Source organism: Nonomuraea rubra (assembly GCF_014207985.1).
Lineage (GTDB): Bacteria > Actinomycetota > Actinomycetes > Streptosporangiales > Streptosporangiaceae > Nonomuraea > Nonomuraea rubra.
On sequence record NZ_JACHMI010000001.1, the window covers coordinates 6301519 to 6323489 of the forward strand.

At 73.3% G+C, this 21971-nt stretch carries 15 protein-coding genes and 1 pseudogene; 7 read left to right on the top strand and 9 right to left on the bottom strand.

Features of this window, described 5'->3' with window-relative positions; genetic code table 11:
* Positions 1-17 precede the first annotated feature (17 nt).
* Positions 18-1421 (bottom strand): cellulase family glycosylhydrolase, encoded by a 1404-nt coding sequence (locus tag HD593_RS28730; protein WP_185105141.1) that lies wholly within the window; start codon positions 1419-1421, stop codon positions 18-20.
* 216 nt (positions 1422-1637) lie between these two features.
* Between HD593_RS28730 and HD593_RS28735 the strand changes: the two genes are divergently transcribed.
* The gene (locus HD593_RS28735; protein ID WP_185105142.1) at positions 1638-3554 is read left to right on the top strand and encodes a serine/threonine-protein kinase; all 1917 of its coding nucleotides are present in this window, start codon (positions 1638-1640) and stop codon (positions 3552-3554) included.
* Here HD593_RS28735 and HD593_RS28740 read toward each other — a convergent pair.
* From HD593_RS28740 to HD593_RS28755, 4 genes are all read right to left on the bottom strand, one after another.
* On the bottom strand, positions 3546-4844 hold the full coding sequence (locus tag HD593_RS28740) for a histidine kinase (RefSeq protein WP_221525024.1): 1299 nt from the start codon (positions 4842-4844) through the stop codon (positions 3546-3548). The two genes, HD593_RS28735 and HD593_RS28740, sit on opposite strands and share 9 nt — an antisense overlap.
* Positions 4845-4858: 14 nt before the next feature.
* Positions 4859-6214 (bottom strand): sensor histidine kinase, encoded by a 1356-nt coding sequence (locus HD593_RS28745; protein ID WP_185105143.1) that lies wholly within the window; start codon positions 6212-6214, stop codon positions 4859-4861.
* Positions 6215-6336: 122 nt separating this feature from the next.
* Positions 6337-7560 (bottom strand): formaldehyde dehydrogenase, glutathione-independent, encoded by a 1224-nt coding sequence (gene fdhA / locus HD593_RS28750; protein ID WP_185105144.1) that lies wholly within the window; start codon positions 7558-7560, stop codon positions 6337-6339.
* A gap of 137 nt (positions 7561-7697) precedes the next feature.
* The gene (locus tag HD593_RS28755; RefSeq protein WP_185105145.1) at positions 7698-8678 is read right to left on the bottom strand and encodes a helix-turn-helix domain-containing protein; all 981 of its coding nucleotides are present in this window, start codon (positions 8676-8678) and stop codon (positions 7698-7700) included.
* Between the two features lie 203 nt (positions 8679-8881).
* Between HD593_RS28755 and HD593_RS28760 the strand changes: the two genes are divergently transcribed.
* The 4 genes from HD593_RS28760 (at position 8882) to HD593_RS28775 (ending at position 16385) form a co-directional block, all read left to right on the top strand.
* On the top strand, positions 8882-10531 hold the full coding sequence (locus tag HD593_RS28760; protein WP_185105146.1) for a serine hydrolase: 1650 nt from the start codon (positions 8882-8884) through the stop codon (positions 10529-10531).
* Positions 10532-10589: 58 nt separating this feature from the next.
* Positions 10590-11594, top strand: a complete 1005-nt coding sequence (locus HD593_RS28765) for a MerR family transcriptional regulator (RefSeq protein ID WP_185105147.1) — start codon at positions 10590-10592, stop codon at positions 11592-11594.
* A gap of 130 nt (positions 11595-11724) precedes the next feature.
* A complete protein-coding gene (locus HD593_RS28770) occupies positions 11725-12219 on the top strand; it encodes a CU044_2847 family protein (protein ID WP_185105148.1) in 495 nt (164 codons plus the stop codon).
* Complete coding sequence (locus HD593_RS28775; protein ID WP_185105149.1) at positions 12216-16385, top strand: trypsin-like peptidase domain-containing protein; 4170 nt, start codon at positions 12216-12218, stop codon at positions 16383-16385. Before HD593_RS28770 ends, HD593_RS28775 begins: the two co-directional genes overlap by 4 nt.
* 1 nt (position 16386) lies before the next feature.
* Here the strand turns inward: HD593_RS28775 and HD593_RS28780 are convergent, their stop codons facing one another.
* Positions 16387-17556 (bottom strand): MFS transporter, encoded by a 1170-nt coding sequence (locus tag HD593_RS28780; protein WP_221525025.1) that lies wholly within the window; start codon positions 17554-17556, stop codon positions 16387-16389.
* A gap of 188 nt (positions 17557-17744) precedes the next feature.
* Between HD593_RS28780 and HD593_RS28785 the strand changes: the two are divergent.
* Positions 17745-18637: pseudogene (locus HD593_RS28785) on the top strand (IS5 family transposase).
* A gap of 33 nt (positions 18638-18670) precedes the next feature.
* Here the strand turns inward: HD593_RS28785 and HD593_RS28790 are convergent.
* The 3 genes from HD593_RS28790 to HD593_RS28800 all read right to left on the bottom strand — a co-directional run bounded on the left by HD593_RS28790 (position 18671) and on the right by HD593_RS28800 (position 21141).
* Positions 18671-19279, bottom strand: a complete 609-nt coding sequence (locus tag HD593_RS28790; RefSeq protein WP_185105151.1) for a gamma carbonic anhydrase family protein — start codon at positions 19277-19279, stop codon at positions 18671-18673.
* A 75-nt stretch (positions 19280-19354) separates the two neighbouring features.
* Positions 19355-19978: a response regulator gene (locus HD593_RS28795; protein ID WP_185105152.1), complete on the bottom strand. Its 624-nt coding sequence runs from the start codon at positions 19976-19978 to the stop codon at positions 19355-19357.
* Positions 19978-21141 carry a sensor histidine kinase gene (locus tag HD593_RS28800; RefSeq protein ID WP_185105153.1) on the bottom strand — a complete coding sequence of 388 codons (1164 nt, stop codon included), beginning with the start codon at positions 21139-21141 and terminating at the stop codon, positions 19978-19980. The genes HD593_RS28795 and HD593_RS28800 overlap by 1 nt, the downstream gene beginning before the upstream one ends.
* 197 nt (positions 21142-21338) lie before the next feature.
* On the opposite strand from HD593_RS28800, the gene HD593_RS28805 reads away from it, so the two are divergent.
* Positions 21339-21878 carry a GlcG/HbpS family heme-binding protein gene (locus HD593_RS28805; protein WP_185105154.1) on the top strand — a complete coding sequence of 180 codons (540 nt, stop codon included), beginning with the start codon at positions 21339-21341 and terminating at the stop codon, positions 21876-21878.
* The last annotated feature ends 93 nt before the right edge of the window (positions 21879-21971 follow it).

Genomic DNA, 21971 nt, shown 5'->3' on the forward strand with positions numbered 1-21971 from the left:
TCCCCACCGCAGAGGGGTCAGAAGTCGTCGGCGGTGCGGATCCGGTCGCGGACCCAGACGCCGGCCTCCTTGAGGTTGCCCGTCCCGGCGAACGAGCCGTTCGGGCACGTCCCGGTGGTGAAGACGGCGCCCGTGCGGAAGTCGTCGGAGAAGTTCCAGTTCACCCAGCTGATCTTCTTCTGGGCCAGCAGGTCGAGGTACTGCTGCGACCTGGCGAAGTTGTTGGCCCCGTCGCCGGACGCGCTCTGGGTGCCGAACTCGGTCACGAAGATCGGCAGCCGGTCGGCGGCCCTGGAGAGGGTGTTCAGGTACTCGGTGCCGTGCGAGCCCGCGTAGAAGTGGAAGGTGTACATGATGTTGGCGGCGTTGACCGGGTTGTTGACGATCTCGGTCTCGTCGCCGCCGCCGGAGACGCCGAGCGACGACCAGGCCCGGGTGCCGACCAGGATCGGGGCGTCGGGGTCGTGCTGGCGGATCACCGGGATGAGCTGGTGGGCGTAGTCGCGGATGACGGACCAGGTGACGGCGTCGCCGTTCGGCTCGTTCGCGATCTCGTACAGGACGTTCTGCTTGCCGTTGTGCCGCTGGGCGATCTCGGTGAAGAACGTCCTGGCCCGGCTGAGGTTGTACATCGGGTCGCCCGGGGTGAGCATGTGCCAGTCGACGATCGCGTACATGCCCCGGGCGGTGGCCATCTCGATCAGGGAGTGCACGCGGTCGGTGAACAGCCTGGGGTTGGTCTCGTAGCCGCCCTCCTGGATGTACATGGAGATGCGCAGGACGTCGGCCTTCCAGTCGTTCGCCAGGGCGTCGAGCGAGGCGGTGTTGAGGCACTGGTTGTACCACTGGATGCCGTGGCTGCTCATGCCGCGCAGCTGGATCTGCTTGCCGCCGGCGTTGCAGAGCTTGATGCCGCACACGCGCAGCTGCCCGTTCGCCTGCACGGGGGTGCCGCCGCCTCCGCCGCCGGTGGGGGTTCCGTAGACCTCCAGCTCCCACAGGGAGTAGCCGTAGGGGGTGCCGCGTTGCGTGCCGTACACGCGGACGTACCGGCCGGTGCCGCTGACCGTGAGGTCGTCGACCGCGCCGTCGCCGGTGGTGGTGGAGTAGAGGTCGCTCCAGGTGGAGCCGTCGGGCGAGGTCTGCACCCGGTACGCCGTGGCGTGGGCGACCTCCCAGGTCAGGCGCACCCGCGAGACGTCGTGCGCGGAGCCGAGGTCCACCCGGATCCACTGCGGGTCCACCCCTTCGGCGCTGGCCCAGCGGGTGGACGTGCTGCCGTCCACGGCCTTGCCCGGCTCCAGGCCGGTGGCCTCGACCGAGGAGGCCGTCACGGGCCTGCCCTGCGACACCAGGGGGTCGGCCGCCTGCGCGCCCGCGGCGGACGGCACCACCAGCGGCACCACCAGCGGCAACGCCATCGCGGCCACGATCGTTAAGATCCTCGCTGCTGCACTTCGCCTCACGAACGACTCCGATTCTCCGGCCTGGTTAGGAAGGCTTATTAACTTGCGGCGCAGCCTAGGTTGACACCCTGCCTTACGCAAGACCCAAAGTCGCGGAAAGGGCCCGGCCGCTTCCCCGGCCCTGCGTGCCGGGTATGTCCGCGGCGGGGACCGGTCTTGTACGGTTCAACTGTGGAGCCGCGCCCGCTGGCCGAAGGCGATCCCCGGCGGATCTCCGGCTACCCGCTGACCGGCGTGCTGGGCGCCGGCGGCCAGGGCGTGGTCTACCTGGGCCGCACGCCGCACGGGCAGCCGGTGGCCGTCAAGACGCTGCACGCCCGCCCGGCCGGCGACGCCGGGGCCCGGGAGCGTTTCCTGCGGGAGGCCGCGATCGCCGCGCGGGTGGCGGCGTTCTGCACCGCGCGCGTGCTGGACGCGGGCCTCGATGACGGGCGGCCCTACCTGGTCAGCGAGTACGTCCCCGGCCCGTCCCTGGAGGCTCTCGTGGCCCGGGACGGGCCGCGCGCCGGCGGCGGGCTGGACCGGCTCGCGATCACCACGCTGACGGCGCTGCAGGCGATCCACCGGGCCGGCGTCGTGCACCGGGACCTCAAGCCGAGCAACGTGATCATGGGGCCGGAAGGCCCGGTGGTCATCGACTTCGGCATCGCCCGGCTCCTCGACCAGTCCACCACCGGCCCCGGCCTGGTCGGCACCCCGGCCTACCTGGCGCCCGAGCTGCTGAACGGCGCCCCCGCCGACGCGGCCTCGGACGTGTTCGCCTGGGCCGCCACCCTGGTCTACGCCGCCACCGGGCACCGGGCCTTCCCCGGCGCGGTCACGGCGGTGGTCCTCAACGCGATCATGACCCGCGAGCCCGACCTGGCGGGCGTGCCCGGCCACCTGCGCCCGCTGCTGGCCGCCTGCCTGGCCAAGGACCCCGCCTCCCGTCCCGCCGTCGCCGACCTGCTCACCGCCCTCACCCAGGAACGGTCCCTGCCCGGCCGCCCGGTGGACCTGCGACGCCGCCGCCTGGTACGGGCGCTCGCGGCGGGCGCCGCCGTCGCCGCGATCCCGGCGATGTACGGCCTGGCGGGCCTCTTCTCCCCCGGCGGCGGCGTCCCGTTCGGGAGCCTGGTCCGCGAGCCGGTCGCGGGCCGCCAGCAGTGGGTCCTGTCGGTGGCGCTGAGCCGCCTGAACGGTCGCCCGGTCGTGGTCAGCGGCGGCCACGACGGCACCGTCGCCGTGACGGACCTGGCCACCGGCGCCCCCGTGGGCGCGCTGCTGCGCGGCCACCGGGGCCCGGTCTGGTCGGTGGCGACGGACCTGTTACCCGGCGGTCCCGTCGCCGCCTCCGGCGGCCTCGACGGCACAGTGCGCCTGTGGGACCTGACGACCGGCACGCCGCTCCTGGAACCGTTCACCGGGCACGGGGGCTCGGTCGAGTCGGTGGCCACCGGCCGGCTCGGCGACCGCCCCGTGGCGGTCTCCGGCAGCCTCGACCGCACCGTACGCGTGTGGGACCTGACGACCGGCGCCCCCGCCGGCGAACCGGCCGAGGGCCACGCGGGCTGGGTGCTGGCCGTCGCCGTAGGACAGGCCGGTGACCGCCCCGTCGTGGTCTCCGGCGGGCACGACGGGACCGTCCTCATCTCCGACCTGGCCACCGGCGCCCGGGTGGCCGGACGCGTCCGCGCGCACCGCGGCCCGGTGGAGTCGGCGGCGGTCGGCCGGATCGGCGACCGTCCCGTGGCGATCTCGGGCGGCGGCGACGGCGACCACACGGTACGGGTGTGGGACCTGGCGAGCGCCGCGCCGATCGGCGAGCCGCTGACCGGGCACCGGAGCTGGGCCCTGGGCCTGGCGGCGGGCGAGCTGCCCGGCGGGCGGGCCGTGGTGGTGTCCGGCGGTTACAGGGACGAGACGGTGCGCGTCTGGGACCTCGCCACCGGCACGCCGATCGGCGGCCCCTTCCTCGGGCACCGGGGCCTGATCGAGTCGGTGGCGGTGGGGCTGCTGGACGACCGGCCGGTGGCGGTGTCCGGCGGCGACGACGGCAGGGTGCGGGTGTGGAGCCTTCAGGCGCCGTACCCGCCCGCCTCAGGCTGATGCGGGCTCCGTACTCGCGTGGCCGGCGCGGCGCAGGCACCACAGGCGGCGGGCGAGCGCGACCGTCCCGAGCACGCAGCAGGTGAGGGAGAAGAGCACCAGCAGCGGCAGCAGCCAGGCGGTGACGATCCAGTACTGGAAGCTGAACACCCCGGCCTGGACCCCCATCAGCGCCGGCAGCAGCACGCCCAGCACCGTCACCACCGCCAGCGGCAGCAGCCGCGGGACCAGCCACGGCCGGCGCGAGGCGCGACGGCGCGCGACCCAGCGGCGCGCCCGGACGGCCGCGGTGACCAGCAGGGCGGACATCCCGGCCGTGAGCCCGAGCAGGACCGCGTTCACGACGGTCAGCGGGTTGCTCATCGGCGTGGCGGGAACCCCGAGCCGTCCGGCGAGGAGGTTGGCCGTGAGCAGGGCGGGATCGCCGACGCTGTTGGTGAGCACGATCGCGGCCACTCCCTTCGCCGGGGAGAAGACCATGTCTCCGGTCCAGGTCGCCAGCGTGCCGCCGTGACCGATGTCGCCCAGCTCGCGGCGGGTCGCCGGGTCCGTGGTCGTCACCGCCGCGGCCTCGATCCGCGCCACCATCACGGTGACCGTGTGCGCGATCACGTCGTGCAGGTCCCGGCGGATGCCGGCCCGTTCGCCCGCCACCGCCGCGGCCAGCCGTTCGCGTTCGGCCCGCACTCGGGCTTCGTGCCCGCGGCGCGCCAGCAGAGCCGCCAGCCACCCGCCACCGGCGATGAGCATCAGCAGCCCGCCCTCGGCCAGGCGGGTCCACCCCGGCACGCCGGCGGGCAGCCGGGCCCACGCCACCAGCTCGGTGAAGACGATCCCGGCCGCGGTGACGGCCAGCGCCGCCACCGCGGACCTGGTCCGGACCATGGCGGTCAACCGCCACAACGTGAGCGGGAAACACGCGGCCGAGGGCAGCAGGCCGGGCGACCAGCCCGGGAACGGCATGGTCATCAGGACGAGCATGGCCAGCGCGCCGATCCCGTATCCCGCCCACGGCCGCCGCCCGGCGAGCGACACTCCCACGTGGAGCAGGGCGGCGGCGCCCGCGGCGAGGAGGAGCTGCCACACGGCCGCGCCGAGGTGCCAGGTGCCCGCCAGGATGAGCGCCGTCAGCGGGGCCAGCACCAGGTGCGCCACCAGCGTGGCCGCCGCCCAGGTGCTGCGGCGCTCGGCGGCTGTCACGGTCGTCGCCTCCCGGTGGGTCGTGGTGGGGTCGCGGTGGGGAGCCGCCAGGATAGCCAGGGAAGTGCCGCTCCCGCGTTCTGCGATCATGCGTGCGGGAGAGGTCAGTGCCCGGGGCCGCCGCTGACGAGCGGCAGCCACAGGACGAACCTGGCGCCGCGCGGCGAGTCCTCGACGGTGAGGGTGCCGTGGTGGGAGTGCGCGATGTCGCGGGAGATGGCCAGGCCGAGGCCGCTGCCTCCGGGGTCGCGGCGGCGACCCTCGTCGAGGCGGACGAAGCGTTCGAAGACGCGTTCCCGGTGGGCGGGCGGGATGCCCGGCCCGTCGTCGGTCACGGTGACCACGACGCCCTCGTCTGCCGGTTCGACGCCGACCTCGACGGAGGACTCGGCGTGCCGCTGGGCGTTGGTCAGGAGGTTGTCGAGCACGCGGATCAGTTGCATGCGCGAGCCGCGGATCTCCAGCCCCCGGGGCGCGCGGACGTGGATCGGGAGGGGGCCCTGCTGCGCGTTCACCTCGGCGCAGACGAGCTCGCCGAGATCGATGCGTTCGGGAGGTGAGGGGTCGGCGGCCCGGAGGCGGGCGAGCAGCAGCAGGTCGTTGACGATCGCCTCCAGCCGGCTCGCCGTGGCCAGCGCGCTGCGCAGCGTCTCGTGCGGATCGACGTCCCCGGGGTAGAGCAGTGCCTCCTCCAGTTGCGTGCGCAGCCCGGCGATCGGATTGCGCAGCTCGTGGCTGGTCGTGGAGTCGAACTGGCGCAGCTGCTCCACCGCGCCCTCCAGCTGGCTGAGCGTGTGGTTGGCGGTGGTGGCCAGGCGGGTGATCTCGTCGTTGCCCGGCGGCACCGGGACGCGCAGGCTCAGGTCGCTCACCGTGATCTGCGAGATCCTGGCCCTGATCGCCTCGACGGGCCGCAGCGCGCGTCCCACCAGCACCCACGCCGTCCAGGCCGCCAGGCCGGTGAACAGGGCGGTCCCGGCCGCGACGGCGTACTCGAGCTCGTGCGTGGCCAGCAGGTCCGGCTCGGGGATGCCGGCGTACACGACGGCCGCGTCCGTGTCCGGGGACAGGCGGATGGCGTGCAGCAGGATGCACCTGCCCTGCGGCGGGCACTCGACGTGCGGCTGGAACCGCGCGTCCGGCGGCGGCCGCAGGCTGCTGAGCGGCACGGTCCGCGAGGCCTCCCGGCTGGCGTTCAGGACACGATGGCGGGCGTCCACGACCTGGATGAGATCGACGGGCGGGTTGGCCGGGATCGGGTTCGGCACGTAACCCTCGCGGGCGACCGGGCTCCACTGGCTCGCCACCCGCTCGGCCTGGCGCAGGGCGTCGGACTGGACCCGCCAGCGGATCGCGAGGTCCACGGTCGCGCCGAGCACCACCAGCACGCACATCGCGAACAGGGCCGCGATCAGCGTGCACCTGGCCCGGACCGAACCCGGGCGGGCAAGGGTGAGCATGTCACCTCCGTACGGCCGCCGCTGACGGCCACTGCCAGAGGAGGGTGCGCCCCGCGTTCACGCCGGTGGAAAGATCCTGGAACACGTGCGCGAACGCGGGGCGGTCGGGCCCGGCCCCGCGATCAGGACGTGCGGGACAGCAGGCCGTGCGGGTCGAGCACGTACTTGCGTGCCGCGCCCTGGTCGAACTCGTGGTAGCCCCGCGGCGCCTCGTCCAGCAAGATCGGCGTGGCGTTGACGGCCTTGGCGATCTGCACCCGGTCGTGCAGGATCGCCTGCATGAGCTGCCGGTTGTAGCGCATGACGGGGCACTGCCCGGTGGCGAACTCGTGCGACTTCGCCCAGCCCAGGCCGATGCGGATGGACAGCGAGCCCTGCTTGGCGGCCTCGTCGGAGGCGCCCGGGTCGCCGGTCACGTACAGGCCGGGGATGCCGATGGCGCCGCCCGCCCTGGTGACGTCCATGAGCGAGTTGAGCACGGTGGCGGGGCGCTCCACCTCCGCCTCGCGGCCGTGCCCGCGGGCCTCGAAGCCGACCGCGTCCACGGCGCAGTCGACCTCCGGCTCGCCGAGGAGCTGCTCGATCTGGTCCCTCGGCTCGCCGAGGGCGATGTTGACGGTCTCGCAGCCGAAGCTGCGCGCCTGGTCCAGGCGCTCCTTGTTGAGGTCGGCGACGATGACGACGGCGGCCCCGAGCAGGAACGCCGAGGCTGCCGCGGCGAGCCCCACCGGCCCCGCGCCGGCGATGTAGACGGTCGATCCCGGCCCGACGCCCGCGGTCACGCAGCCGTGGAAGCCGGTGGGGAAGATGTCGGCGAGCATGGCCAGGTCGAGGATCTTCTCCATCGCCCGGTCCTTGTCCCGGAACTTCAGCAGGTTCCAGTCGGCGTACGGCACCAGCACGTATTCGGCCTGGCCGCCGATCCAGCCGCCCATGTCGACGTACCCGTACGCCGAGCCGGGCCGGTCCGGGTTGACATTCTCGCAGATCCCGGTCTTGCCCTCCTTGCAGTTGCGGCACCGGCCGCAGGAGATGTTGAACGGCACGGACACCAGGTCGCCGGTCTTGACGAACTCCACGCCGGGACCGGTCTCGACGACCTCACCGGTGATCTCGTGGCCGAGGACCAGCCCCGGGGGCGCCGTGGTCCTGCCGCGGACCATGTGCTGGTCGCTGCCGCAGATGTTGGTCGCGACGGTCTTGAGTATCGCGGCGTGCGGCAGTTTGCGCCCGACGTTGGCCGGGTTCACCCCTGGGCCGTCCTTGAGCTCGAACTCGGGATAGTCGATCTCGTGAACCTCGACCTTGCCCGGGCCTTCGTACACGACTCCTTTGTTGCCAGGCATGTGGTGATCTCTCCCTCGAGCGGAAGTGACGGACGTACGATGCGCTGCACAAGCTCGGAGATCACCTCCTTTCCGGAGGGCGGGGGACTTCGCACGCGTTTTGTCCCCAATATTCGAATATATCCCGAGAGGTCGCCTTAAATCCGCTTTGCTGATTCTTCACCGTTCCATGCCTCCGGGGTGGGCCGCCGCCCCGCGGCCTGCGTCAGCGCGGCGCGCTGGGCCGCGCTCAGGCGGTCCGCCCTCGGGACGGCGGCGTACGCTCCCCGCCCGGTCCGCTCCACCGTGAGGGGATCGGCGAGGCTCGTACGGCGGCCGATCGTGTCCAGGGCGCCGGCCGCTCGCTGGACGGGCCAGCCCAGCGCCGTGGCGAGCTCGTCCACGGTGAGCGGCCGGGCGGCGTGCACCAGCGCGGCCACCACGGTCAGCGCGTCGCGGACGGCGGCGTCGGTGAGGCCGCTGCCGTTCATCTGCTCGCTGATCCAGGTGAAGAAGCCGGCCATCCGGCCCAGCCGGGCGCCGGCGGGCGTGCCGGCGCCGAAGATCTCGATCCCGCGCCGCGCGGCCGCCGCGACCTCGTCGTGCGCGCCGGTGTCGGATCTGAACGCCCGCAGCCAGACGTCGTCGTCGACGACGTACCGCTCGCGGCGGCCGGACTCCTGCGTACGCCTGACCAGCTCCATCTCCTCCAGGTAGCCGATGGCCTTGGACACCGACGCCGGGCTGACCTGGAGCCCGCGTACGAGCTCGGCGGACGTCAGGCTTCCCGGCTCGGAGGTGAGCAGGCAGACGAACACGCGAGCCGGCATCCGGGGAAGGCCGACCCCGACGAGCAGCGTGGCGAACCGCTCCACGAAGGCGCGCACGGACTCGGCCGGCCGCCCGCCGTCCTGCGGCTGCGCGGCCCGTACGGGCCTGCGGCGGCGGGCGCGCTGCCCGGCGGCCTGCTGGGCGCGGTCGGCCAGGTAGGCGCCCGAGGCGCTGTTGCGGGCCACCTCGCGGCTGATCGTGGAGGTGGGCCTGCCCAGCCGCCTGGCGATCTCGGCGTAGCCCAGCCCGTCGGCCAGCCAGCTCGCGATCTGGCGGCGGTGCTCGTGGGTCAGCCTGCCTCCGGGCATCGTTCCTGTCCCCTGCCTGGTTCGGGTGCGTTCACCCACAGTACATTGCAACGATCACTCAACACGAATTGCATTTATCCGCACTACTGTTGCAACGATTTTCGATAGATATGCAGCTCAACGCCTTGTCATTGAGAGTTCCAATTGACGACCTATTAAACGCAACGTAGCCTTTTCCCACTTGGAAAGAAAGGAGAAGCCCTGTGGCAAGACCCTTGGACGTGACCCGGCTGCGGGCACGCCTCGCCGAGCTGCTCGCGGAGTACCGGATCCCGAGCGCCTCGATCGGCGTCCTCACCGACGGGGAGATCACCGGCTTCGCCGCCGGCGTCCGCGACCTCTCCACCCGGGAGCCCGCGACGCCCGACACCGTCTACCAGTGCGGCTCCGTGTCCAAGACCTGGACCGCCCTGGCCTTCATGCGGCTCGTCGACGAGGGAAAGGTCGCCCTCGACGAGCCGGTCCGCACCTACCTGCCCGGCTTCCGGGTCGCCGACCCCGGCGTCAGCGCCCAGGTCACCCCCCGCCACCTCCTCAACCACACCAGCGGCATCGAGGAGGACTACGGAGACCCGGGCGAGGGCGACGACGTGTACGAGCGCATGGTGGCCAACCTCGCCGGCGCCCGCCAGGTCCACGCCCTGGGCCACACCCACGGCTACAGCCCCGCCCTGGGCTACGCGATCCTCGCCCGCATCATGGAGGTGATCGACGGCGGGCGGTGGGACGACATCATGCGGGACCGCCTGTTCGACCCCCTGGGCCTGACCTCGACGAGCACCCGGCCCGCCGGCCAGGACCGGGCCGCGACCGGCTACCTCGTCCGCTCCCTCGACGAGGGCCCGATCCCGTCGCCGCTGGCGCACCTGCCCCGTGCCTTCGGCCCCGGCGGCAACGTCAGCACCACGGCCCGGGACCTGCTCACCCTGGCGTACGTCTTCCTCAACGAAGGACTGGCGCCGAACGGGACCAGGATCGTCTCACCCGGTGTCCTCCGCGAGATGACCCACTCGCGGGTCCCCGTCCCCGACCCGTACCTGTTCGGGCCGGAATGGGCGCTCGGCCTCATCGTGTGCGACTGGCACGGCCACACCGTCTACGCCCACGACGGCAGCGCGGTCAGCCAGAGCGCCCGCCTGCGGATCCTGCCGGAAGCGGGCGTCGCCATCTCCATGCTGGCCAACGCCGGGCCGCGCGACAGCTTCTACCGGAAGGTGTTCAACACCATCCTGGCCGACCTCGGCACGGTCACGATCCCCGACCTGCCCGAGCCCGACCCGTCCCTGACCCTCGACCTGTCCAGGTACGAGGGCTCCTACGAACGCCCCGGCACCCGCTACCAGGTGGCGGCCGAAGACGGAAGGCTCCACCTGAAATTCACCCTCAACCCGATGGAGGCGCAACTCCTCGACAAACCGGAACAGCTCGACTACGAGCTGCTGCCGATCAGCGAGACGCACTTCTTGATGCCTTCCGACGATCCGCTGGAGGACACCCAGACCGTCGCGATCTACGAATTCAAGAATGGCGCCGCCCAATATTTGCACACCAATTGCCGAGTGAATCCGAGAGCCGACGAGAAGGGGGCCACGATGCACGTCATGGCTGTTTCCACCATTTCCGACCACGAAGGTTTCTGGAACGCGCTGAAGCAGGCGTACGGCCGGCTCCCCGGCGGCGCCACGTGGACGCTGGCGGTGGCGAGCACCGACGGCGCCAGGGCGGTGAACGTCATCGTCCATGACTCGCTCGACGGCGTCAGGAGCTTCTTCGAGGGCCACACCGCCCCCTTCGCCACGACGGAGTACTTCGAGGCGGACGCGGCCAACGCGGTCGGCCTCCCGTCCGCCTGACCGTTCCCCGCCGGAAACCGCTTGCGTCTCAAGCCGCTTGAGGCGCCACAGTGGTTCCATGGACGACCACGACCTTTACCCCATCGGGGACGCCGCGCGCCGCAGCGGCCTGAGCGTGAGCGCCGTGCGCTTCTACGCCGACACCGGGCTCATCCCGCCCACGGCCCTGAACGAGGCCGGCCACCGGATGTACGACATCCAGGCCATCGCCCGGCTCGAACTCGTCCGCACCCTGCGCGAGCTGGACACCGACCTGGACGAGATCCGCCGCCTGCTCGACGGCGGCACCACCCTGCACGACCTGCTCACCACGCACCTGGAGATCGTCGAACGCCAGGAACGCACCCTGCGGGCGCGGCGGGCCGTGCTCAGGACCCTCATCAAGCAGGGCGGCACGACCGCGCAGGCCGACCTGATGCACAAGCTCGTGTCGATGACCGACGAGGAACGCGAACGGACCATCGACGACTTCTGGAACGACGTCGGCCAGGACCTGGACGTCCCGGAGGGCTTCGTCGACCGGTTGCGGGCGATGCGGCCCGTCCTGCCCGCGGACCCCACGGCCGCCCAGCTCGAAGCCTGGATCGAGCTGGCGGACCTGGTGTCGGACCCGGCGTTCCGCGACGCGGTCCGCACCTACCTGCGGGACACCTACTCCCCGCCGGAGGCCCGGCTCCTGGCGACCGAGCCGTTCCAGGAGTTCATGCACGTGAGCGGGGCCACGCTCATGGAGGAGCTGCTGGCCGCGCAACGGGCCGGGCAGTCGCCCCGCTCTCCCGGCGTCCAGCAGGCCGTCATCCGCTTCATGGAGGCGGCCGCCGGGCTGTCAGGCACGCCGCTCACCCCCGAGCTCCGCGACCGGATGGCCGACGGATATCGGCAGGTCCCCGGCCTCCTCCGGCAGATCGCCGACGAGGACGCCGCCTCCGGGCGGCCCGTCTACGACAGCACCCACGGCCGGTACCTGTCCCTGGTGGCGCTGATCAACGGGACCCCGGCCGAGGCGGACCACGACCCCATCCCCTACGCCTGGATCGCCGACGCCATGCGCGCCACCTCCTGACCACACCTTCCATCCGATACCCGCACAATCCCAGCGGGGGCGCGCCACCTCCCGCAGCGAATGTGCCGGAAGCCCGGGCGCGGGTGATCTGCCTGGGCCATCATCGATGGGCAGCGGGGAGGGGACACGGATGGCGGTCGTGGAGTTCGGGGCGGGTCAGGGCGGGCGGGTGTACGTCGAGGTCGCCGACCAGGACGACGGCGACGGGCTCGTCAGGGCGGGGGCCGGCGACCGCGTCGTGCGCGCGGCGGCCCAGACGTGGAACGGCGCGCTGAGCGGGATCCGGGCCGCGGCCGAGGGGGTCGCGGCGCAGGTGGGCGCGCTCGAACCCGCACCTGAGGAGGTCGAGGTGACCTTCGGCGTGGCGGTCAGCGGCAAGCTGGGTGCCACGCTGGTCTCCACGGGCAGCGACGCGCACGTCAACGTCCGCATCGTCTGGCGCAACCCCACCGCGGACCCCGCCGGCACCGCCGCAACCGCCAGTGCCGCCAGGCCCGCGGACGCCGCCGGTACCGCCGAAGCCGCCGCCGGTGCGGCCAGCCCCGCGGACGCCGCCGGCACCGCCAAACCCGCCGGCACCGCCAAATCCGCCGGCACCGCCGGAGCCGTCGGTCCCTTCGCGTGACAGGCGCCGGCCTGCGCGCCCGGCTCGCCGCGCGCCCGCCGTGGCTGGTCCGCCTGCCGGTGACGGCCGGAGCCGGGACCGCGGGGGACGGGACCGCGGGGGACGGGATCGCCGGAGCCGGGGTGCTCATCGGCCCCCGGCACGTGCTCACCTGCGCCCACGTCGTCGACCTCGCCCTCGGCGGCCCCGCCGCCACAGCGGGATGCGGCGATGCGCCGGCGGGCACGGCGGTGACCGCGGAATTCCCCTTCGCCTCACGCGCCGACCCGGCCCAGATCTCCGTACGGGCGAAGGTGGTGGGCTGGGCACCCATCACCGAGGACGGCTCGGGCGACGCCGCCCTGCTGGAACTCGCGACCCCCGTCGACCACGTCCCCGCCCCCCTGGCCTGCCCGCCCGCGCTGACCGGCCACCCGTTCTCCGTCCACGGCTTCCCCCGCGGCGAGACGGCGGCCCGGCAGGCCACAGGCGTCATCCGCGGAGCCAGCGGCCCGACCGGCCAGTGGGTGCAGATCGAGGCGCAGAGCCAGACCGGCTGGGCGATCGAGCGGGGCTTCTCCGGCGGGCCGGTGTTCGACCACCACAGCGAGGCCGTGACCGGCATCGTCGTCCTGCGCGACGACCACCGCAGCGGCCACATGCTGCCGATCTCCTACCTGCGCACCCTCTGGGAAGAGGTACGGCGGAGCTGCGGCTGGCGGCTGGACCTGGACCCGCACCTGCCGACGCACTGGCTGCCCCGCGCCCGCGGCTGCGAGCTCGGCACCGATGAGTGGCACTTCACCGGCCGCGTCGAGGCCCGCCGCGCGATCCGCGACTGGCTGGCGCGCCCGGCACCGGCCGGGCAGCCGATCCTGCTGGTGACCGGCGGCCCCGGCTGCGGCAAGTCCGCGCTGCTCGCGCACACCCTGCTGGCGGCCGACCCCCGGCTGTCGGCGACCGTCCCCACGCCGGGCCCCCGCCCGCCCGCGGGCGCCTTCGACGCGGCCCTGCACCTGAAGGGCTTGACCTGCGACGAGACGGCCGCCCGGCTCGCGGACGCGCTCGGCGCCACGGCCGACGAGCCCGCCGAGCTGCTCGCCGCCGTGAGCGGCCTGCCGCCGGGCACCTCGTTCACCGTGCTGGTGGACGCGCTGGAGGAGGCGGCCTCCGCCGAGGAGGCCAGGCGGATCGCGGTGCTGCTGCGGCAGGTCGCGGGCACCGGCCGGCTACGGGTGCTGGCCGGGGTGCGCACCGCGCCGCCGGACAGCCGCCACGCCCGCGTCCTGGACGCGTTCGGGCAGCGCGTGCCCCGCATCGATCTGGAGGCGCCGCCGTACCTGCGCCACGCCGACGTCGCCGACTACGTGGTGAACCGCCTGCGCGGCCGGGCCCGTCCCGGCTCCTGGGATCTGCCCGCCATCGGGCAGGCCGTGGCCCGCAGGGCGGGCCACAACTTCCTCATCGCCCAGCTCGTCAGCGACCGCCTGAACCACCCCGCCGCCGCGCCGCCCCACCCCGGGACACCCGGGTGGGAGGAGCAGTTCCCCGAGAGCGTCGGCCAGGCGATGGAGGACTACCTGCGCGCCTGCGCCCCCGACGCCGAGCTCGTACGGCGGCTGCTGACCGCCCTGGCCTTCGCCAGGGGCGACGGCCTGCCCGTGGGCAGGACCTGGCTGCTCATGGCCACCGGCCTCGGCCACGGGCTCGCGCCCGCCCCCGCCGACCTGCACGACGTCGTCCAGAACGCGGCCCACTACCTCGTCGAGCACGTCGACCCGCAGGCCGGGCAGAGCACGTACCGGCTCTACCACGACGCGATCGACGATTACCTGCGCGAGCGGTGCCGCCACCCCGATCCCCAGCGCGCCATCACCGACGCCCTCACCGCCGCCGTTCCCGGCCCGGACGGGCAGCGGGACTGGTCGGCGGCCGACCCGTACACCCTGGCGCACCTGGCCGGCCACGCGGCGGCCGCGGGACGGCTCGACCCGCTGCTGGACGACCCCGGCTACCTCGTCCACGCCCTGCCCGGGCCGCTCCTCACGGCGCTGCCCGCCGCGACCACCGCGAAGGGCGCGCTGGCGGCACGCGTCTACCGCACCTCCGCCTACCGCCACCGCGCGGCCACCCCGGCGCGGCGCTGCTGGACGCTCTCCTTCGACGCCGCCCGCCACCACGCGCCGGCGCTGCGCCGCGCGTTCGACACCCTGCTCGACACGCTCGCGCCGCGCGGCGGCTCCCGCTGGCGGCCGTACTTCGCGGCCGGGCACGCCCCCCAGCCCGGCAACCTGGCCGTCATCGGGCAGGTCGTGGGCTCGGGGCTGGCGGCGGGCGTCGCGGACGGCCGGGCCATCGCCCTCGTCCCCGGGCCGGACGCCGTCCGGATCTGGGACCTGGAGGAACAGTTCCAGACCGGCGAGCTGCCCGTGGACGGCACCCTGTCGGCCACCGCCACCGCCGTGGGCCGGGACCTGGCGGCGCTCGCGTCCGACGGCCCCGTCGACGTCTGGGACCTCGCCACGCGCCAGCGGATCGCCCGCCTGGAGCCCATCGGCGGCCAGGTCGCGCAGCTCGCCTTCGCGCGGTGCGACGGCCGGACCCTCCTGCTGGGCGCCGGCCACAACGGCCAGCCCGTCCGGGTGTGGGACCTGGCGACCGAACGCGAGCTCGGCCGCCTCGACGAGGCGACCGGCCCCGGCGTGGCCACCGGGCGGCTGGAGGGCCGGGCCGTGGCCGTCACGCTCGGCCGCCACGGCCGCGGCATGCAGGTGTGGGACCTGGCCGAGCGCAGGACGACGCGCCACCTGTTCGACGACGACGTCATCGCCGCCTACCGCGTCGGCCGCATGGACGGCCGTACGGTCACCCTGGCGGTGCTCACGGGCCACGACCCCGTCGCCGAGGTCCGTGACCTGGCCACCGGCGAGGTGATGTCCCGCGTGCCGCTGCCGCGCGAGCAGGTCGGCGACGTCGCCCTGACCCTCGTGAAAGGACGCCCGACAGCGCTCGTCCCCTGCGCGGGAGAGCGGAGCGTGCGCGTCCTGGACCTGGTGGACGGCACCGAGACCGCCAGGCTGCTCGGGCACTCCGGCTACCCCTACCGCGTGGTCACGGTGCGGTCCGGCGAGCGCACGCTCGCGGTGACCAAGGACCTGACCGAGACGGCCATGATCTGGGACCTCACCGGCCTCCAGCCACCCGGCGCGCCGGCAGGCGAGGAGTCGTTCGAGATCAGGGCGGCGGACCTGGGCGAGCTGGACGGCCGGGAGGTGGTCGCCGCCATCGGCGCCGACGACCAGCTCGTCCGCGTGTGGGACCTGGCCAGCGGCCAGCAGACCGCCCGGCTCGCCGGGCACGCCGACCGCCACAGGCGGGGCCTGGCCACCATCGCGATCCGTTCCTGGCAGGACGACGCCGTGGCCGTCACCAGCGGGCTCAACGAGGCGGTACGCGTCTGGGACCTGGGGAGGCGCCGCCAGAGCGCGTGCCTGGACGTCCGGCTGATCTCGGAGATCGTCCTCGGCGACCTGGCCGGCCGCCGCATCGCCCTGCTGCGGGGGGACGGGCCGCACGTGCACGTCTGGGACCTGACGGCCGGACGGGCGGCCGGGGTGCTGGGCGGCGCCCCCGAACCGGCCGGCGACCGCGTCACCATCGCCCTCGACACCGAATGGGGCCGCATCAGCGCCCAGCGCGGTGCGCGGCTGGCGCTGGCCACGTGCGGCCCGCGCGCGCTCGCGCTGGTCGGGCCGACAGGCGTCGCCAGGAAACCCGTCCAGGTGTGGGACGTGCTCGCCGGGCGCCGCATCGGCCGTCTCGACTGCGACGGCCTGCTGGCCCTCGCCGCCGGACGCTGCGACGGCCGCCCGACGGCGATCACCTGCGGTCTGGACGGTTCCATCCGCATCTGGGACCTGCTGCGGCTCGGCGAGACGGGCTGGCTGACGCCGCATCCCGGCGGCACCACCGCCGTCGCCATCACCGAACTCGGCGGCCAGGCGCACGCCGTCACCGGCGGCTACGACGAGATGGTCCGCGTGTGGGACCTGGGCACCAGGAGCGTCGTGGAGGAGTTCCGGGTGCCGGAGTGGGTGCGCGGCCTGTCCGTCAGCAGCCGCGGCACCATCCTGGTCATGTACGGCGGCAGCGTCGCCGCCTTCACGACGCGCGGGCCGGCCGTCTGACTCAGTCGTCGTGCGCGATGAGCATGAGCTGCCGCCACAGCAGCACCAGGAACACCGCGGAACCCGCGAAGGCGAACCAGAAGGGCGCCGCGACCCCGAAGCGGGTGGCCAGGATGCCGCCGATCATCGACCCCACCACCAGCCCGGCGAAGACGCAGATGGTGTTGACGCTGCCCACCCGGCCCTGCAGCTCCTGCGGCACCGCCCGCTGGCGGACGGTGCCCGAGGTGGTGCCCCAGATGAACGCGTGCGCGCCGAAGACCAGGAAGATGCCGCCCGCGACCCACGGCGAATGGGTCAGGGCGAGGCCCAGATGGGTGAGCGTCTCGATGATGAGCCCGATCCGCATGAGGGCGCCCAGGCTCACCTTGCGGGTGATCGCCCCGTACAGGCCGGTGCCGATCAGGCCGCCGATTCCGCCGATGGTGGTCATCAGGCCGAAGCCGATGGCGCCGAGGCCGAGCTGTTCCTGGGTGTAGAGGACGAGAACCGACCAGGCCGCGCCGAACGTGAAGTTGAAGATCAGGATGGTGAGCGCCAGCGTGCGGACCGCCGCGTGCCTGATCGTCCAGGTGAACCCGGCGATGAGCTCCCTGATGGTGTCGGGCGCGGGATCGCCGGCCTGCCGGCCGTGCGGCGGCAGCTTGATGCGGGAGACCAGGACGATGCCCGCCGCGACCAGGAGCAGCTGGCCCGCGAACGGCCAGGTCAGGCCCAGGCCGAACAGTGCCGCGCCGATCGGCGGCCCGGCGAGCTGGTTGAGCGTGATGAATCCGGTGCCCAGGCGGGCGTTGGCGATGACGAGGTCGTCCCTGCTGACCATCATGGGGGTCAGCGTGGCCGTCGCGTTGTCGGCGAACACCTCGGCGATGGACCGGAGCGTGAGCGCCACCAGCGCCGTCGCCACCGTCACGGTGCCGGTCACCGTGAGCACGACGAGCGCCGCCAGCACCGCGGCCCGCACCGCGTTCGCGACGAGCACGATTTTGCGCCGGTCGTACCGGTCGGACAGCACGCCCGCGTACAGGCCGAACAGCAGCGGAGGCGCCCAGCTCACCAGGGCCGACAGCGAGATCAGCAGCGGGTCGCGCGTCAGCGTCGCGATCAGCAGCGGGCCCGCCGCGGCGGCGACCCCGTCGCCGAGATTGGTCAGCCAGCTCGAGGCCAGCAACCACCGGAAACCTGTCCCGAGCCGGGCAGGGAGAACTCGCTCAACCACTGTGATCACGAGCGCAAGACCATACGTTTCCGCGATGATCGACGGCAACGCGTTTTTCGCCCCCGGACCGCGCCCGGCGTCAGAGGTCGCTAGGTAGTGTCTGACAAATGATCACGTTCGCGCTTGAATAGTCGATCGTGGTGCGACGTGGTGAGCTGACCGAGAAGGCGTGGGCGCGGATCCAGCCGTTGCTGCCGGTGGTTGACGGGCGTGGCCGTCGCTGGCGTGATCATCGAGAGGTGATCGATGGCATTCTGTGGCGGCTGCGGACCGGCGCGCCATGGCGGGACATCCCCGAGCGGTACGGACCCTGGCAGACCTGATACGAGCGGTTCAGGCGCTGGGAGGAGGACGGCACCTGGGCCCGGCTGCTGGAAGAGATGCAGGTCAAGGACGACTCCCTCGGCCAGGTCGAGTTCACCGTGAGCATCGACTCCACCATCGCCCGCGCCCACCAGCACGCCGCCGGCGCCCGGAAAAGGGGGACGACGGCGGGACGATCGATACGAAGCAATCGCAAAACCGGCAGGCGCTCGGACGATCCCGCGGTGGACTGACCACCAAGTTGCACCTGCTGGTGGAGGCCCGCGGACTGCCGCTGGTCCTGCACCTGACCGGCGGCAACACTGTCGACTGCGCCGCGTTCGAGGCGGTGCTGGCCAAGCTCCGGGTGCGCCGCCCGGCCGGCGGCCGCCCGCGTACCCGGCCCGACACCGTGATCGGCGATAAGGGTTACTCCACCCGCAAGATCAGGCTCGACCTGCGCCGGCGCGGGATCAAGGCGGTCATCCCCGAACGGCGCGACCAGATCGCCAACCGCAAGCGCAGGGGCAGCCGTGGCGGCCGCCCGCACACCTTCGACGCCCTCACCTACAAGCAGCGCAACCTGGTTGAGCGCTGCATCGGCAAGCTCAAGCAATGGCGTGCCATCGCCACCCGCTTCGACAAGCTGGCCAGCCGTTACCTGGCGGGTGTCACCATCGCCTCGCTCATGCTCTGGCTCCGGCAGGCCGAATTGTCAGACACTCCCTAGGCGCGAGCGGATCCGGAGACCGCCGGCCAGGCGTCACAGCTCCCGGTCATGACGGTGGTCGGCGAGGCCGGTCGTCTCGCGCCGGGTGAGTTCCTTCATGTCCATGTCGACGCCACCGCCGGGCTGGCGTTCCAGCCCGTAGACCTGCTGGGGGAAGTCCATCCGGCTGAGGATCGCGTCGATCTCCTCGTGCTCGCCGGGCGGGAAGAGCCGGGCGGGGTCGCCGACGGCGATCCACTTGATCGGGACGAGCGAGCCGGGCGGCAGGACGCTGCCGACGTGCACGATGCCGTCGATGCGGACCTCCGTGCGCTCGCCCACGTGCGCGCCCTGGTAGATCCGCACGCCGGTGGCGAGGAAGCACTCGTTCCCGACCGTGCAGCCCTTGAGTGACGAGTGCGGGCCGATCAGGACGTGGTCGCCGATGTCGACCGCGTTCCGGCTCGTGCTGCGGATGTTGAGGTTCTCGCGGACGGCGCACTGCGCGCCGATGCGGACGGGGCTGCCGTGCGACTCGATCACCGCGCCGTACGAGACGTGTGTTCGCGGGCCGATCGTCACGTCTCCGCAGATGACGGCCGTTGGGGCGATATAGGCGGTCGGGTCGATGCTGGGCCGTTTGCCCTGGTGCTCTATGAGCATGAGCAGGAGCTCCTTGGGTGATCGGGTTCACGGGGTGCCCGTTCGCCCCGACCTACCCGGCCTGGGGCAGCGCACTCAGGGGAGCCTGATGAGGCGCCGCTCCACGGCGGCGGTGACGGCGGCGGTACGCGTGTCCACGCCGAGCTTGCCGTAGATGTGCACCAGGTGCGTCTTGACCGTCGCCTCGGTGATGAACAGCCGCCTGGCGATCTCCCGGTTGCCCGCACCGCTCGCCAGCAGTTCCAGGATCTCCACCTCCCGCACGCTCAGCGCCGGGCCCGGATCGCGCAGGCGCCGCATCATCCGCGCCGCCACCTTGGCCGACAGCACGCTCTCGCCCCTGGCCGCGGCCCGGATGCCCTGGAACAGCTCCTCCGGCGGGCACACCTTGAGCAGGTACCCGGTGGCGCCCGCGGCCACGGCGCGCATGACGTCCGCGTCGGTCTCGTACGTCGTCAGGACCAGGACCTGCGGCGGCGAGGGCAGCGCCCGGATCCGCCGGGTGGCCTCGGCCCCGTCGGCGCCGTCGCCGAGTTGCAGGTCCATGAGCACGACGTCGGGCCGCCGCGCGGCGATCCCGCTCAGCGCCTCCTCGGCGCCGGACGCCTCGCCGACGATCTCGATGTCGTCCTCGCCGCCGAGCAGCGCCACCAGGCCCGCCCGGACGACCGGGTGGTCGTCCACCAGGAACAGCCTCATCACGCCCCCGCCCGCTCGTACGGGCGGACGGGGATCCTGGCCCCGACCGCCGTGCCCTCGCCGGGGGCGCTCTCGACGATCAGGACGCCGCCCACCTCCTCCAGCCGGTCGCGCATCGCGCGCAGGCCGTAACCGCGTCCGGGAGCGGGGGCCGGCTCGGCGAAGCCCGCCCCGTCGTCGAAGACGTCCAGCGTGACCTCGCCGTCCAGGTAGGACAGGGTCACCGTGGCACCGGCGGCGCCCGCGTGGTCGCGGACGTTGGCCAGCGCGCCCTGGGCCACGCGCAGCAGCGCCGTCTGCACGCCGGGCTCCAGGGGGTACTGCTCGCCCTCCAGCCTCAGCCGCACGGGCGGTCCGCCGCCGGTGTCCGCGCAGAGCCGGGTGAGCGCTTCGGGCAGCGTGCCGCCGTTGTCCAGGCCGGGTGGCCGCAGGTCGCGGACGAACCGGCGGGCCTCGTCGAGGTTCTCCGCGGCGGCCGCGGCGGCCCGCCGTACGTGGGCGCGGGCGAGCCCGGGGTCGGTGGCCCAGGCGCGGTCGGCGGCCTGCAGCAGGATGCCCATGCTGGTCAGGCCCTGCGCGAGCGTGTCGTGGATCTCCCTGGCCAGCCGCTCGCGCTCCTCCAGGACGCCGGTACGGTGCCGCGAGGCGGCCAGCGTCTCCCGGGCGGCGATCAGGTCGTCGATGAGCAGCTGGCGGGCGGCGCTCTCGCGCTGGAGCTCCCAGAACGTCACCGCCGTGATGGCGGCGACCCCGATGGGCGCGAGGATCAGGCTCGGGTCGATCTCCTGGGCGATCTTGGTCTGCGCGGCGATCACCACGAGCGTGAGCGCCGCCGCGGCCACCGCGAACGCGCGCGCGTTCAGCAGCCGCAGGCACAGGAAGAGCAGCGGCACCGCGCACCAGCTGAACGACGGCGCGAGCACCACCAGCCCCAGCCAGAGCGCCGCCACGCAGCCGAGCCACACCAGCCGCCCGCGCCGCCCGAGCCGGCTCCACGTCACCATGCCCGCCAGGTACGCCAGGGCGAGAACGGCGCAGACGACCAGCGACGTCACGGTCTGCGCGACCAGGCCGTGCCGGGACACCAGCCTCCACGCCGAGGCGGCCAGCAGCAGGTAGAAGCCGGCATGCATGGCCCAGTTGAGCCAGACGCGCTCCCTCATCGCCCCTCCCTGTCCGTTCTGCCCCGACCCTATGCAGTGCCGGGGACCGGCCGGGCCGGGACGGCGGCACATCAACCGATCGGTTGACCGGCGGCTCGACCGCTTGACGCCGCGGGATCGCCCGTGCTCCCGATGGCTCGCGGTGTTCTCGCTGGAAGGCTTCTACCTGCCTGAACACCTGAAGAACGGAAGAGACGATGACCGGTTCCCGCCGTATCCGCCTGATCGCCGCCGGCCCGCTCGCGGGCCTCGCCCTCCTGGGCACGGCCCTCGGGCCCGCCGCCGAGGCGTCCGTACCCGCCGCTGGGGTCGCCCCCGCGGTCGTCCAGACCAGGGTGCTGTCGTCCGGCGCCGCCCTGGAGGTCGCCGAGGCGGCGATGCAGGAGGCCGCCAAGCAGAAGCAGCGCGTCACCGTCGTGATCGTCGACCGTTCGGGGGCGACCCGGCTGGTGGTGAAGGGTGACGGCGCCGGGCCGCAGACGGAGGAGTCGGCCAGGCGCAAGGCGTTCACGGCCGTCTCGTTCGGCCGGGCGACCAGCGAGCTCGCCAAGGGGCTGAACGGTGGAGGCCCGACCATCGCCGACATCCCCGGTACGCTCTTCCTCGGCGGCGGAGTGCCCGTCGCCTCCGGCGGCGCGCCCGTGGCGGGCATCGGGGTCGGCGGTGCACCGAGCGGCGACATCGACGAGGCCATCGCCCGCGCCGGCCTCAAGGCGGTCGCGGACCGGCTGCGATGACAGGCCCGCGTCCGATGGGCGTACCGGGCTTGAGCGCGCCGGACTCGAACGGGCCCGGCCCGAACGGGCAGAGCTTGAGCGGGCAGAGCTTGA

Coding starts and splice junctions, on each gene's coding strand:
- HD593_RS28805 (WP_185105154.1), top strand. CDS start 21,339: ATGACCGGTTCCCGCCGTATCCGCCTGATCGCCGCCGGCCCGCTCGCG.
- HD593_RS28730 (WP_185105141.1), bottom strand. CDS start 1,421: ATGGCGTTGCCGCTGGTGGTGCCGCTGGTGGTGCCGTCCGCCGCGGGC.
- HD593_RS28800 (WP_185105153.1), bottom strand. CDS start 21,141: ATGAGGGAGCGCGTCTGGCTCAACTGGGCCATGCATGCCGGCTTCTAC.
- fdhA (WP_185105144.1), bottom strand. CDS start 7,560: ATGCCTGGCAACAAAGGAGTCGTGTACGAAGGCCCGGGCAAGGTCGAG.
- HD593_RS28770 (WP_185105148.1), top strand. CDS start 11,725: ATGGCGGTCGTGGAGTTCGGGGCGGGTCAGGGCGGGCGGGTGTACGTC.
- HD593_RS28790 (WP_185105151.1), bottom strand. CDS start 19,279: ATGCTCATAGAGCACCAGGGCAAACGGCCCAGCATCGACCCGACCGCC.
- HD593_RS28755 (WP_185105145.1), bottom strand. CDS start 8,678: ATGCCCGGAGGCAGGCTGACCCACGAGCACCGCCGCCAGATCGCGAGC.
- HD593_RS28765 (WP_185105147.1), top strand. CDS start 10,590: ATGGACGACCACGACCTTTACCCCATCGGGGACGCCGCGCGCCGCAGC.
- HD593_RS28740 (WP_221525024.1), bottom strand. CDS start 4,844: ATGATCGCAGAACGCGGGAGCGGCACTTCCCTGGCTATCCTGGCGGCT.
- HD593_RS28795 (WP_185105152.1), bottom strand. CDS start 19,978: ATGAGGCTGTTCCTGGTGGACGACCACCCGGTCGTCCGGGCGGGCCTG.
- HD593_RS28745 (WP_185105143.1), bottom strand. CDS start 6,214: ATGCTCACCCTTGCCCGCCCGGGTTCGGTCCGGGCCAGGTGCACGCTG.